15 protein-coding genes are annotated in these 12012 nt (G+C 69.9%); all 15 read left to right on the top strand.

Annotation, left to right across the window (positions count from 1 at the left end):
- The 15 genes from NYP07_RS02570 to NYP07_RS02500 are packed head-to-tail and all read left to right on the top strand — an operon-like array spanning position 1 to position 11998.
- Positions 1–219: a DUF2635 domain-containing protein gene (locus NYP07_RS02570; RefSeq protein ID WP_268147095.1), complete on the top strand. Its 219-nt coding sequence runs from the start codon at positions 1–3 to the stop codon at positions 217–219.
- 11 nt (positions 220–230) lie between these two features.
- The gene (locus tag NYP07_RS02565) at positions 231–1691 is read left to right on the top strand and encodes a phage tail sheath subtilisin-like domain-containing protein (protein WP_268147093.1); all 1461 of its coding nucleotides are present in this window, start codon (positions 231–233) and stop codon (positions 1689–1691) included.
- Between the two features lie 35 nt (positions 1692–1726).
- Positions 1727–1906 carry a hypothetical protein gene (locus NYP07_RS02560; protein ID WP_268147091.1) on the top strand — a complete coding sequence of 60 codons (180 nt, stop codon included), beginning with the start codon at positions 1727–1729 and terminating at the stop codon, positions 1904–1906.
- Between the two features lie 3 nt (positions 1907–1909).
- Positions 1910–2275 carry a phage tail tube protein gene (locus tag NYP07_RS02555; RefSeq protein ID WP_268147089.1) on the top strand — a complete coding sequence of 122 codons (366 nt, stop codon included), beginning with the start codon at positions 1910–1912 and terminating at the stop codon, positions 2273–2275.
- The gene (locus NYP07_RS02550; protein ID WP_268147087.1) at positions 2272–2568 is read left to right on the top strand and encodes a phage tail assembly protein; all 297 of its coding nucleotides are present in this window, start codon (positions 2272–2274) and stop codon (positions 2566–2568) included. Before NYP07_RS02555 ends, NYP07_RS02550 begins: the two co-directional genes overlap by 4 nt.
- An 8-nt stretch (positions 2569–2576) precedes the next feature.
- The gene (locus NYP07_RS02545) at positions 2577–2702 is read left to right on the top strand and encodes a GpE family phage tail protein (protein WP_268147085.1); all 126 of its coding nucleotides are present in this window, start codon (positions 2577–2579) and stop codon (positions 2700–2702) included.
- Between the two features lie 9 nt (positions 2703–2711).
- Entirely contained in the window at positions 2712–4193 is a 1482-nt protein-coding gene (locus NYP07_RS02540) for a phage tail tape measure protein (protein ID WP_268147081.1), read from the top strand.
- Complete coding sequence (locus NYP07_RS02535; RefSeq protein ID WP_268147079.1) at positions 4190–5395, top strand: DNA circularization protein; 1206 nt, start codon at positions 4190–4192, stop codon at positions 5393–5395. The genes NYP07_RS02540 and NYP07_RS02535 overlap by 4 nt, the downstream gene beginning before the upstream one ends.
- On the top strand, positions 5388–6461 hold the full coding sequence (locus NYP07_RS02530; RefSeq protein ID WP_268147077.1) for a phage baseplate assembly protein: 1074 nt from the start codon (positions 5388–5390) through the stop codon (positions 6459–6461). The genes NYP07_RS02535 and NYP07_RS02530 overlap by 8 nt, the downstream gene beginning before the upstream one ends.
- The gene (locus NYP07_RS02525) at positions 6461–7078 is read left to right on the top strand and encodes a phage baseplate assembly protein V (RefSeq protein WP_268147075.1); all 618 of its coding nucleotides are present in this window, start codon (positions 6461–6463) and stop codon (positions 7076–7078) included. Before NYP07_RS02530 ends, NYP07_RS02525 begins: the two co-directional genes overlap by 1 nt.
- 3 nt (positions 7079–7081) lie before the next feature.
- A complete protein-coding gene (locus NYP07_RS02520; RefSeq protein ID WP_268147073.1) occupies positions 7082–7531 on the top strand; it encodes a phage GP46 family protein in 450 nt (149 codons plus the stop codon).
- A complete protein-coding gene (locus tag NYP07_RS02515) occupies positions 7532–8584 on the top strand; it encodes a baseplate J/gp47 family protein (protein WP_268147071.1) in 1053 nt (350 codons plus the stop codon).
- 2 nt (positions 8585–8586) lie between these two features.
- On the top strand, positions 8587–10881 hold the full coding sequence (locus tag NYP07_RS02510; protein ID WP_268147069.1) for a hypothetical protein: 2295 nt from the start codon (positions 8587–8589) through the stop codon (positions 10879–10881).
- Positions 10878–11279, top strand: a complete 402-nt coding sequence (locus NYP07_RS02505) for a tail fiber assembly protein (RefSeq protein ID WP_268147067.1) — start codon at positions 10878–10880, stop codon at positions 11277–11279. The genes NYP07_RS02510 and NYP07_RS02505 overlap by 4 nt, the downstream gene beginning before the upstream one ends.
- A complete protein-coding gene (locus tag NYP07_RS02500; protein ID WP_268147065.1) occupies positions 11279–11998 on the top strand; it encodes a YmfQ family protein in 720 nt (239 codons plus the stop codon). Before NYP07_RS02505 ends, NYP07_RS02500 begins: the two co-directional genes overlap by 1 nt.
- The last annotated feature ends 14 nt before the right edge of the window (positions 11999–12012 follow it).

Genomic DNA, 12012 nt, shown 5'->3' with positions numbered 1-12012 from the left:
ATGAACGACGAGACCGTCCGCCTCCTGCCCGCCCGCGCCGGCGTGACCGTGCGCGACCCCATCACGCGCGAGCCGCTGCCGGCCGAGGGCGCCGAGAAGCCGCTGGACACCTACTGGAGCCGCCGCCTGGTCGACGGCGACGTGATGGTGGCCCCGGCCGCTCCTGCGCCTGCCCCCGTCGCCCGCCCGCCGCGCAACGCTTCCAGCACCAACGACTGACCGGAGACCCCATGTCCATCAGCTTCAACAGCATCCCGATCAACATCCGCACGCCGGGCCAGTACATCGAGTTCGACAACTCGCGTGCGCTGCAGGGCCTGCCGGCCATGCGCCACAAGATCCTGGTGATCGGCCAGCGCCTCGGCACCGGCGGCGTGGCGGCCGGCGTGCCCACGCGCATCCTGAGCGCGGCCCAGGCCGAGGCCGCCTTCGGCCGCGGCGCCATGCTCACGGCCATGCTGGCCGCGCTGAAGGCGGCCAACAGCTACACCGAGTGCTGGGCCGTGGCGCTCGACGACAACGGCGCCGGCGCCGCGGCGACGGGCACGGTGACGATCAGCGGCGCCCCCACCGAGGCCGGCACGCTCAACACCTACATCGGCGGCCAGCTGGTGCAGGTCGGCGTGGCCAGCGGCGCCACGGCCGCCAGCCTGGCCACGGCGCTCGCCGCCGCGGTGAACGCCGACACCACGCTGCCCGTCACCGCCGCGGCCGTGGGCACCGTCGTCTCGCTCAGCGCCCGCCACAAGGGCGAGGTGCCCAACGGCATCGACATCCGCGTCAACTTCTACAGCGGCGAGCGCACGCCCAAGGGCCTGGCCACGGCTGTGACCGGCATGACCGGCGGCACCGCCAACCCGGATGTGCAGGCCGCCATCACGGCCATCGGCGACGAGCAGTTCAACACCATCGTCACGCCGTTCACCGACGCCGCCAACCTCGGCAAGGTCGAGGCCCTGCTGGCCCTGCGCTGGGGGCCGCTGGTGCAGAAGGAAGGCCAGGCCTTCACCGCCGTGGCCGGCACGCTGGCCGCATCCACCACGCTGGGCGCCACGCGCAACAGCCCGCACCTCACCATCATGGGCGCCGGCAAGAGCCCGACCCCCACCTACGTGTGGGCCGCCGTGGCCGCGGCCGTGGATGCCTACGAGCCCGACCCGGCCCGCCCGCGCCAGACGCTGCCGCTGCCGGGCCTGATGCCGCCGGCCACGGGCGACCGCTGGACGCGCGACGAGCGCAACCTGGCGCTGTTCGACGGCATCGCCACCACGGTGGTCGATGCCGGCGGCCTGGTGCTCATCGAGCGGCTGATCACCACCTACCAGACCAACGCCTACGGCGTCGACGATGCCTCCTACCTGGACATCGAGACCATGCGGACGCTGGCCTATCTGCGCCTCACGGTGCGCGCCCGCATCGCCACCAAGTTCCCGCGCCACAAGCTCGCGGCCGACGGCACGCAGTTCGGCCCCGGCCAGGCCATCGTCACGCCCAACATCATCCGCGCCGAGCTGGTGGCCCTGTTCATGGACTGGATGGACGCCGGCCTGGCCGAGGGCCTGGAGCAGTTCAAGCGCGACCTGCTGGTGCAGCGCAGCGCCACCGATCCCAACCGCGTCGACGCCGTCATCCCGCCCGACGTGATCAACCAGTTCCGCGTGTTCGCGGCGCAGGTTCAGTTCCGGCTGTGAACGGTTTTAACCCCTGTTAAAGGACGCGCACAGCGATGCAGATGACCATTCGCAACAACGAGCCGCAGGGCTCGCCCAAGCGCCTGGCGGTGCTGGTGGTCACGGCGGGCGCCGTGACCGACCAGGAGCGCCGCCACACCCTGGCCCCGGGCCAGGAGGTGGCCGTCGAGGTCAATGCCGGCCAGTTCGTGATGGCCGACGAGAAGGAGGACTGAACCATGCCCATGACGCACTCACGTGCCCAGATCAAGGTCAACGGCGGCCTGCTGGAAACGCTGCCCGGCCCCAAGCTCAAGCTGGGCGGCAACAAGCGCAGCCCGGTGGTCGGCAACCGCGGCCTGATCGGCTACAGCGAGGCCACCGAGCCGGCCGAGCTGGACTGCGAGATCGCGCTGACGCCCGGCACGAGCCTGGCGCAGCTGCGCGACATCACCGACGCCACGCTCACCTACGAGGCCGACACCGGCCAGACCTACGTCGTGCGCAACGCCTTCGTGACCGAGGCCATCGAGGTCAGCGCCGGCGACGGCGGCAAGGTGGCGCTGAAGTTCTCGGGCGACCCGGCGCAGGAGATGGGCGTATGAGTGGCGATGTGAAGCAGGACCAGCACTACACGCTGCTGGTGCCGGTCGACCTGAAGACCAAGTCGGGCGAGGTGCTGGAGCGCATCACCGAGCTGACCTTCAGGCGCCTGAAGGGCGCGGATGCGCGCAAGGTGCTGAACGCCAAGGACAAGGGCACCGGCGAATTCGTCACGGCCCTGGTGTGCGCCAGCGCCGGCATTCCGCCGAGCACCTTCGACCAGCTCGACGCGGCCGACATCTTCAAGGCCGGGGAGCTGGCGTCGGATTTTTTCGGAGTGTCCCAGGCAACCTGATCGAGGTCATGGCCGACCTGGCCTACGTCTTCCATTGGCCGCCCAGCGAGCTGGACGCGCTGACGATGGATGAGCTTGAGGCCTGGCACAGCCAGGCCTTGCGCCTGATGAAGCAAGCCAACGGCAACCGCTGAACACACGACATGCTCAAGCTCCAGTTCACCATCGACGCGGTCGACAAGGCCACGGCCAAGCTCACCGGCATCAACAAGGCCGTGGAGCAGTCCGTCGAGCGGGTGACCGAGCCCTATCGCAAGCTGCGCGCATCGATCAACGGCCTGGTCGAGAACAGCGGGCTCGACAAGGTCAAGGACGCGTGGGCGGGGCTCAAGGACCAGATCATGAAGCTGCCCGGCGTGGCGGCGCTGTCGCTGGCCGGTGCGTTCGCGGTGATGCACCGGACCATCGACTCCATCGACCGCACGGTGGACGCCTCGCGCAAGCTCAACGTGCCCATCCAGCAGTTCCAGCGCCTGGGCTATGTGGCGGCCGTCAGCGGCAGCAGCGAGGAGGAAATGGCCTCTTCGCTGCAGTTCCTCTCGCAGAACATGGTCGAGGCCGCCAGCGGCAGCAAGGACGCGCAGCTGTGGTTCACACGGGTCGGCCTGTCGGTGCAGAAGCTGCGCAAGATGAACGCCGTGCAGGTGTTCGAGGCCATCGCCGACAAGTTCGAGAAGGTGGGCGACGCCGGGCAGAACGCCGAGAAGAAGATCGCGCTCACGCGCGCCCTGATGGGCCGCGGCGGCGCCGAGATGATCCAGATGCTCAACCAGGGCAGCGGGGCCTTCAAGGCGCTGTACGACGAGGCCGACAAATACGGCACGCTGAACGACAAGCAGGCGGCCGAGTTCAAGGAATCCGCCGACAACATAAAGCGCTTCGAGTTCAGCCTGCGCGGGCTGTTCGCGGCCGTCACGCTGATCGCGCTGCCGGGGCTGGACGCGATGCTGAAAAAGGTCGCCGACATGAACGCCGCCAGCCGCAAGGAGCTGGGCGAGAAGATCGGCCGCTTCCTCGGCGCCATCATCGAGAAGACGCCCAAGGTGCTGGCCTCGATGGGCCAGATCGCCAAGGGCCTGGTCGTGCTGCTGGGCGTGCTGGACCGCGTGGCCCAGACCTTTGGCGGCTGGGGCACGCTGATGGTGGTGTTCGCTTCGGTGACCGCTGCCAAGGGCGTGTTGGCCATCTTCGAGCTGGTGAAGGCGCTGGGAATCCTGAGCAGCGCGCTGCTGGTAACGCCGGTGGGTTGGTTCCTGCTGGCCGTGGGCGCCATTGCTGGTCTGGCCTACTTCATCTACAAGAACTGGGAGCCCATCAAGCAGTGGTTCACGGAACTGTGGGACGGCATCCTGGCCTCCTTCAACCGCGTGAAGGAAGCGCTCAGCGGCGGCCTGCCGGGCTGGATCGGCGGCGCGATGAGCCACTTCTTCAACGTCAGCGCAGGGCCGGTGCAGCCGAGCGCCGTGCCGCAGGCCGCGGCGGGCCAAAAGGCCCAGGTGGGCGGCACGCTCAAGATCCAGATCGACGCCGACGGCAAGCCCAGCGTGGCCGAGCTGCGCAAGGCGCCGGGCAGCGCGATGGACTTTGATGTCTACAGCGGCCCGAACTTCGCGGGGGCCATGTGACCGCCTGGCGCGACCAGCTGCAGCCCGCCAGCTTCCGCGGCGTGCCGTTCTTCGTGGACAGCCACGAGACGGCGCTGGGCCGCCGCGTGCAGCTGCACGAGTTCCCGCTGCGCGACAAGCCCTACGCCGAAGACCTCGGCCGCAAGGCCCGCGCCATCTCGATCACGGCCTATGTGATCGGGCCGGGCTACATGGCGGCGCGCGACCAGCTGGCCAGGGCCATCGAAGAGGCGGGCGCCGGCTCGCTGGTGCACCCCTACCTCGGCGAGATGAGCTGCACCGTCACCGACTGCAAGCTCAGCGAGAGCACGGCCGAGGGCGGCAAGGCCAGCTTCACCATCAGCCTGGTGGAGGCCGGCGCCAAGCTGTTCACGACGGCGGCCGAGAGCACGGGTGCCACGGCGGCGGCGCGGGCAGACTATGCGCTTCAGGCTGCACAAGCCGGCTTCGAGAACCGTTTCGCCGTGCGAGGCAGGCCGGCCTTCGTGGCCCAGGCCAGCGCCGGCATCTTCAGCCAGGCGCTCAACGTCATCCAGGCATCCAGCGGTCTGGTGCGTGGCACGCCGACCAGCGAAGCCGAGCTGCAGCGCGACATCGACGCGCAGCGCCGAGACCCGGTCGGCCTCGTCTACAACCCGGACGCGACGGCCCGGTCGCTGGTAGGCAACATCAAGGCGCTGGTGCGCAGCGTGGCGCAGACGCCGGCGGACTCGCTCAGCCTGGCGCGCACCCTCTACCGCTTCGGCGCCGACCTGCCGCTCACCGTGCCGGCCACCACCAGCCGCAAGGCCCAGGCCGCCAACCAGGCCGAGCTGCTGCGCCTGGTGCGCGTGACGGCGCTGGCCGAGGGCGCCCGCGCCGCGGCACGCGTGGAGTTCGACAGCTACCAGGCCGCCACGGCCGCGCGCGACGAGCTGGTCGACGGGCTGACCGACGCGATGGAGCAACCCGACATCGCCGACGACGTCTACGACGCACTGCGCGGCCTGCGCTCGGCCGTGGTGCGCGACATCACCGCACGCGGCGCCAACCTGGCGCACCTGGTGAACTGGGCGCCGCCGGCCACGCTGCCCAGCCTGGCGCTGGCCCAGCAGCTGTATGCCGATGCCACGCGCGAGCCCGAGCTGGTCGCCCGCAACCAGGTCAGGCATCCGCTCTTCGTGGCCGGCTCGGTGCCGCTGGAGGTGCTGGTCGATGCCTGATCAGCTCGAACTCCTCGCGGGTGGCCGCAGCCACGCCGGCTGGGAAAGCATCCGCGTCACGCGCAGCATGGAGCACGGCGCCGGCAGCTTCTCGCTGGCCGTGTCGGAGCGCTGGCCCGGCCTGGATGCGCCGCGCCAGGTCAGGCCCGGCGAGCGCTGCGAAGTGCGCGTCGCCGGCGAGACCGTCATCACGGGCTATGTGGACGAGGTGGAGGCCAGCATCGACAGCAGCAGCCACACGGTCAGCGTGGCCGGCCGCGATGCCGTGGCCGACCTGATCGACTGCAGCGCGGTGCGCAAGGCCGGCCAGTGGCGCGGCCTGCGCATCGAGCAGATCGCCGCCGAGCTGGCCGCGCCCTTCGGCGTGCGTGTGCGCGCCGATGTGGACACCGGCAAGGCGCTCACCTCGTTCGCGATTCAGGAGGGCGAGACCGTCTTCGACGCCATCACGCGCGCCGCGCGCATCCGCGCGCTGCTGGTGGTGAGCGACAGCACTGGCGGCCTGCTGATCACGCGCGCCGCGAGCGCCCGCGTGGGCACCACGCTGGAGCTGGGCGTCAACCTGCTGAAGTGCTCGGTCAAGAGCGACTGGAAAGACCGGTATCGGGACTACCTGCTCAAGGGCCAGGCGCCCGGCAGCGACTACTTCAACGGCGCCGCCGCCGCGCAGATCGCGGCCAGGGCCGCCGACGGCGGCATGACGCGCTACCGGCCGCTGCTCATTACCGCCGACGCGCCCGATATCGCCGCCACGCTGCAGCAGAGGGCGCAGTGGGAGGCCAACAGCCGCGCTGCGCGCTCGCTCACCGTCACGGCCGTGGTGCAGGGGTGGCGCCATGCCGAGGGCCTGTGGGCGCCCAATATGCTGGCCACGGTGGTGGCGAACGAGCTGCACCTGGCGGCCGAGCTGATGATCACCGCGGCCGAGTTCGGCCTGTCCGGCACCGAGGGCAGCACGACGACGCTGACGCTGACGCGCGCCGACGCCTACACGCTGCTGCCTATCAAGCCGATGGATGACGCCGGCAACTTCTGGACCGTGCCCAAGGCACAGGCGGCGAAGTGATGCAGGCCCTGCAACGCCTCATGCGCCCCCTGGCCCAGCGCGTGCAGCTGATGGTGGGCCGCGCCATGCTGCAGCTGGTGAACGACGGCACCGCACTGCAGAGCCTGCAGGTGGCGCTGCTGGCCGACGAGCTGCGCGGCGACGTGGAACGCTTCCAGCAATACGGCTTCACGAGCCACCCCAAGCCGGGCGCGGAGGCGGTGGCCTTGAGCGTGGCCGGCAGCCGCGACCACGTCATCGTGGTGGCCGTCGATGACCGCCGCTACCGGCTCAAGGGCCTGGCCGAGGGCGAGGTGGCCATCTACACCGACGAGGGCGACCACATCGTCATCAAGCGCGGCGGCACCATCGAAGTGCTGGCCGCCACCAAAGTGGACGTTCGTACACCATTGGTCGAGTGCAGCGGCAACCTGATCGTGCGCGGCACGCTGCAGGTCGACGGCCACGCCGAGCTGAACGCCGATCTGCACGTCGCCGGCAATGTGGCCTCGGGCGCCGACATCACGGCCGCCGGCAACGTGGCCGACCAGGGCGGCGCCAAGACGATGGCCGGCATGCGCTCGACTTTCAACAGCCACAAGAACGGCACGGCGGCCCTGTCCACGCCGGGGATGTGACGCATGGCAGACATCCGCACCCTCTGGAGTGACCTGGGCGGCGACTGGCGCCTGGCCGGCCCGTCGTTCGACGTCGACGAAGGGCTGGAGACCGCCGTCATCGTCAGCCTGTTCACCGACCGCGTGGCCGACGCCGGCGAGACGGGCATCGAGTCCACCGGCCGCCGCGGCTGGTGGGGCGACGCCTTCGCCGACGTGGACGGCGACCGCATCGGCTCGCGCCTGTGGAAGCTGGCCCGCGAGAAGCGCACGCCGGCCGTGCTCGGCCGCGCCGAGACCTATGCGCGCGAGGCCCTGCAGTGGCTGGTCGACGACGGCGTGGCTCGCAGCGTCACCGTCGCGGCCGAGGCCGTGGGCGCCCAGGGCGAGGTGCTGGCGCTGGCCATCGGCGTCACGCGCAGCGACAGGCCGGTGGCGCAGTTCCGATTCGAGTCTTTCTGGAAGGGGCAGTAAATGCCGTTTGCACGTCCATCGCTGGCCGACCTGATCGCCCGCAACGCCGCGGACATCGAAGCCGCGCTGCCGGGCGCCGATGCGCGCCTGCGCCGCAGCAACCTGGCCGTGCTGGCCCGCATGCACGCCGGCGCCGTGCACGGCATCTACGGCTATCTGGACTGGCTGGCGCGGCAGATCATGATCGACACCGCCGAGACGGTCTTCCTGGACCGCTACGCGGGCATCTGGGGCGTGTTGCGCGTGCCGGCCTCTTTCGCCGCTGGCACCGTTTCTGTCACCGGCACCAGCGGCGTGGTGGTGCCCGCCGGATCGCAGCTGCAGCGCAGCGACGGCGTGGGCTACACGACGACTGGTGACTCCACCATCGTCGCCGGCGCAGCGGATGTGCCCGTGGCGGCCATCTCCGCCGGCATCGCGGGCAACGCCGACGCGGGCACCCGCATGGCCTTCATCGCACCTCTGGCCGGCGTCAACACCGCCGCCGTGGTCGCCGCCGGCGGCCTCACCCAGGGCGCCGACCGCGAGACCGACGCTGCGCTGCGCGGCCGGGTGCTGGCGCGCGTTCAACGGCCGCCGATGGGCGGCGCCAAGAGCGACTACGAGGCCTGGGCGCTGCAGGTCGCCGGCGTGACGCGGGCCTGGGTCTACCCGCTGGAGAACGGGCCTGGCTCCGTCGTCGTGCGCTTCGTGCGCGACAACGACGCCGACCTGATCCCCGACGCCGCCGAGGTCAGCGCGGTGCAGCACTACATCGATGACCTGCGGCCGGTGACGGCCAACGTCAGCGTGCAGGCCCCCACGGCCGCGCCGCTGAACCTGACGATCCAGCTCACGCCCAACACCGCCGCCGTGCGCGCCGCCGTGACGGCCGAGCTGGCCGATGTGGTGCGCCGCGAGGCCATGCCCGGCGGCACGCTGCTGCTGAGCCACCTGCGCGAGGCCATCAGCGTGGCCGCCGGCGAGATCAACAACGTGCTGTCCACGCCGACGGCCGACGTGACCCACGCACCGGGCCAGATGCCCGTGCTGGGCACCATCACCTGGGCCTGACGATGCCTTTGCTCCAGACTCGCCGCCTCACCGAAGACGACGGCATCGAGCTGATCGACGACACCGTGCAGCAGCGGCTGCGCGTGCGCGTGCGGCGCGCCGTCGTGGCCTTCCTGTCCGACATGCTCGACGGCGCCAGGTCCGATCACGGCGCCGGCATGATGGCTTTCAACCCGCTGCTGGCCTATGGCCAGAACACGGTGGGCGGTCGGCTCAAGGCCGTCATCACCGGCATCGGCAACGGCCAGCCCTGGGGCGATGTCGACGCGCTGCTCAGCGACCTGACCGGCCGCATCGCGCTGGACCAGCTCTCCGCCGGCGTGCAGGCGGAGATCGCCAAGATCAGCTCGGCCGTCACCGACGTGGGCAGCGTGAATCAGCGCCTGCAGCAGGAAACCAACGCGCGCGTCACGGCCATCACCGACGAGGCGACCGCTCGCGCCGCGGCGATCACCTCGGCCGTGAACTCTCTGACGACGATCCTGCTGGCCGACATCAACGCAGGTGACAGCACGCTGGGCAGCCGCATCACGACCGAGGTGGCCAACCTCGTGCAGGCCGACTCGGCGCTGGGCGTTCGCATCGACACCGTCAGCGCGCGACTCAACAGCGGCGACATCGCCTCCGCGCTGAGCGAGGCCCGCAGCTACGCCTACACCAAGGCCGCAAGCGATGCCGCCACGGCCGCGGCGGTGAACACTCTGCGCAGCGAGTTCACGCAGGGCGACGCCACGGTCAACTCGCGCGTCTCGCAGGAGGTGCTGACGCTCTCCACCGCCAACACGGCGCTGGGCCAGCGCATCGACAACGTGTCGGCGCGGCTGAACACGGGCGACATTGCCGTCAGCCTCGCGCAGGCGGCGACCTACGCCTACACCAAGGCCCAGGCCGACAACGCCATCGCCGTCGCCACCAGCGCGATCAGCGCGCGGCTGAATGCCGGCGGTGACATCGCCACGTCGCTGGCCACCGCCAACAGCTACGCCTACACGAAGGCTCAGACCGACTCGGCCATCTCGTCCTCGCAGACGACGCTGCGCAGCGAGTTCAACCCGATCAACGCCCGCCTGAACGCGGGTGGCGACATCTACGCCTCGCTGGCCACCGCCAACAGCTACGCCTACACGAAGGCCCAGACCGACTCGGCCATCTCGTCCTCGCAGACGACGCTGCGCAGTGAGTTCAACCCGATCAATGCCCGCCTGAATGCGGGCGGCGACATCTACGCTTCGCTGGCCACGGCCAACAGCTACGCCTACACCAAGGCGCAGGCCGACGCGGCCATCTCGGCCTCCGCCAGCACCATCAGCGCGCGCCTCAACGCCGGTGGCGACATCGCCAACAGCCTGGCCACGGCCAACAGCTACGCTTACACCAAGGCAGCGAGCGACGCCGCAATGGCGGCCACCGTCAGCACGCTGCGCGCCGAGTACGGCCCCTACAGCGGCTCCATCTCGACGCTGCAGCAGGCGGTGGGCGGCGCCAACGGCCTGCAATCCCAGTACGCGCTGAAGGTCGTCGCGCAGCGCGGTGATGGCCGCCCGGTCTTCGGCATGATCGGCCTGGCCGCCACGGCGCCCAACAGCGGCACCGGCGCCTCGCAGATCATTCTGTCGGCCGACAGCCTGATGTTTGTGCCCTCGGACTCGGCCAATGCTGCGCCGGTCGGCTTCCTGGAAGTGGGCGTCGTGAATGGCGTGACGACGCTGCGCGTGCCGGCCGCGCGCATTGGCGACGCCACCATCACGCCGGGCAAGTTGTCGGTGCCCTATTTGTCTGCAGTGGCCTCCGACCTTGGCACAGTGAACATCGGCGTTGGTGGCTACCTCCGTTCGGGCAAGGCCGGCTTCGGCGACACGACGGCCGGCTTCTGGATTGCGAACACGGGTGGCGATCCTCAGCTTCACGTGGGCAACAACGCCGCCTGGCTGAAGTTCTCGTCAAGCACCGGCCTCGATGTGAGGCTGCCCAGCTTCAGTGCTTCGATTCCCGGTGGGGACATCTTTATCTACGTCGGAAACGGCGGTCGATCCTATGGATCGCGCACCGTGTCCGTGGCCGGTGGAATTGCGCCGTACTCCTACCGTTGGACGGTCACGGAGGTGTTTTCCGGAAACACCACCAATGCCTATGGCGCCGAGGTCAACACCGGCGCGACGACGGCGACCGCGAACTTCACCGGCTACGCCACGGACAACATCCTCACTATCTATGTGACTTGCACGGTGCGGGATGGAAACGGTCGTGCCACCGAGGCGTCGTTCATGATTTCTGCAACGCACGGGCTACCGCCATGACTGATGAAGTGAAGCACATTGCTGTTCTGGACTCGTCCGGCTTCGTGCTGCGTGTGGTGAAGAGTGCGTCCGCATGCCCTCCGGGCGAGGCCAGCGCCAGCTGTGTCGAGCTGCCGGATTGGAAGGGCTGGCCGCAAGCGCCGTTCGAGTCGGCGCAGCTCCGTCTGGTGGGCGGTGAGCTGATCTGGGTGGATATCCGGACCTCGGCGGAGAAAGACGCATCCGCTCGGGCCCGGCGCGACAGCCAGCTGCGCGCGTCCGACTGGACCCAGGTGCGGGACGCGCCGCTGACTGCGGCGCAGGTCACCGCCTGGGCCTCATGGCGCCAACAGTTGCGCGACCTTCCCGCTCACCCGAGCTGGCCGGGCATGGCCTGGCCCACGCAGCCTGCACTCTGATGGTCGAACCGACCTATGACCACATCTACGTCACGACCGAGGGCGGCGCACTGCTCACCTTCGGCGATGCCTACCTAGTCTGGGAGACCACGATGCTTCAGCAGCTGCGCGAGCAGTTCGGCCTGGTGAGCCACTCCCGCGACGAGTACCGCGACGCGCTCGCCGCGCTGCTCCCCACCGGCCCGGCCTGGCCGCGCGATCCCGAGGCCGCGCTGATGAAGTTCCTGGCCAGCCTGGCCGTGGAGATGGAGCGCGTCGACGCACGCGCCGCCCAGCTGCTCGCCGAGACCGACCCGGCCGCCACCACCGAGCTGCTGGCCGACTGGGAGCGCGTCGTCGGCCTGCCCGACCCCTGCGTCACGCAAGTCCAGACGGTGGCCCAGCGCCGCCAGGCGCTCGAAGGCCGCCTCACCGCCGTGGGCGGCCAGAGCCGCCGCTTCTTCACCGAGCTGGCTTTCCGGCTGGGCTACAGCATCACCATCGACGAGTTCCGCTCGGCCGCAGAGGCCACCGCGGCCGGCATCCCATTCACTGGCGACGAATGGGCGCACACCTGGCGCGTCAACGTCCCTGTGGCGGTCTCGATCACCTATTTCCGCGTGGGTGCGGGCGCCGTTGGTGAGCCGTTGCGTGCGTGGAGCAATGAGGTGCTGGAGTGCCAGTTCAACCGCTACAAGCCCGCGCACACCCGCCTGCTTTTCGCCTACGCCACGGCCTGACCAAACCGACTTTG

Origin of the sequence: Pelomonas aquatica (assembly GCF_026712205.1) — a bacterium.
In the GTDB taxonomy this organism is placed as follows: Bacteria; Pseudomonadota; Gammaproteobacteria; order Burkholderiales; family Burkholderiaceae_C; genus Pelomonas; species Pelomonas aquatica.
This window is presented reverse-complemented; position numbering and strand designations above follow the sequence as displayed.

What these genes read in the sequence shown, in the direction of transcription:
- NYP07_RS02570 (WP_268147095.1), top strand. Translation starts at nt 1, where the DNA reads ATGAACGACGAGACCGTCCGCCTCCTGCCCGCCCGCGCCGGCGTGACC.
- NYP07_RS02565 (WP_268147093.1), top strand. Translation starts at nt 231, where the DNA reads ATGTCCATCAGCTTCAACAGCATCCCGATCAACATCCGCACGCCGGGC.
- NYP07_RS02560 (WP_268147091.1), top strand. Translation starts at nt 1,727, where the DNA reads ATGCAGATGACCATTCGCAACAACGAGCCGCAGGGCTCGCCCAAGCGC.
- NYP07_RS02555 (WP_268147089.1), top strand. Translation starts at nt 1,910, where the DNA reads ATGCCCATGACGCACTCACGTGCCCAGATCAAGGTCAACGGCGGCCTG.
- NYP07_RS02550 (WP_268147087.1), top strand. Translation starts at nt 2,272, where the DNA reads ATGAGTGGCGATGTGAAGCAGGACCAGCACTACACGCTGCTGGTGCCG.
- NYP07_RS02545 (WP_268147085.1), top strand. Translation starts at nt 2,577, where the DNA reads ATGGCCGACCTGGCCTACGTCTTCCATTGGCCGCCCAGCGAGCTGGAC.
- NYP07_RS02540 (WP_268147081.1), top strand. Translation starts at nt 2,712, where the DNA reads ATGCTCAAGCTCCAGTTCACCATCGACGCGGTCGACAAGGCCACGGCC.
- NYP07_RS02530 (WP_268147077.1), top strand. Translation starts at nt 5,388, where the DNA reads ATGCCTGATCAGCTCGAACTCCTCGCGGGTGGCCGCAGCCACGCCGGC.
- NYP07_RS02525 (WP_268147075.1), top strand. Translation starts at nt 6,461, where the DNA reads ATGCAGGCCCTGCAACGCCTCATGCGCCCCCTGGCCCAGCGCGTGCAG.
- NYP07_RS02520 (WP_268147073.1), top strand. Translation starts at nt 7,082, where the DNA reads ATGGCAGACATCCGCACCCTCTGGAGTGACCTGGGCGGCGACTGGCGC.
- NYP07_RS02515 (WP_268147071.1), top strand. Translation starts at nt 7,532, where the DNA reads ATGCCGTTTGCACGTCCATCGCTGGCCGACCTGATCGCCCGCAACGCC.
- NYP07_RS02510 (WP_268147069.1), top strand. Translation starts at nt 8,587, where the DNA reads ATGCCTTTGCTCCAGACTCGCCGCCTCACCGAAGACGACGGCATCGAG.
- NYP07_RS02505 (WP_268147067.1), top strand. Translation starts at nt 10,878, where the DNA reads ATGACTGATGAAGTGAAGCACATTGCTGTTCTGGACTCGTCCGGCTTC.
- NYP07_RS02500 (WP_268147065.1), top strand. Translation starts at nt 11,279, where the DNA reads ATGGTCGAACCGACCTATGACCACATCTACGTCACGACCGAGGGCGGC.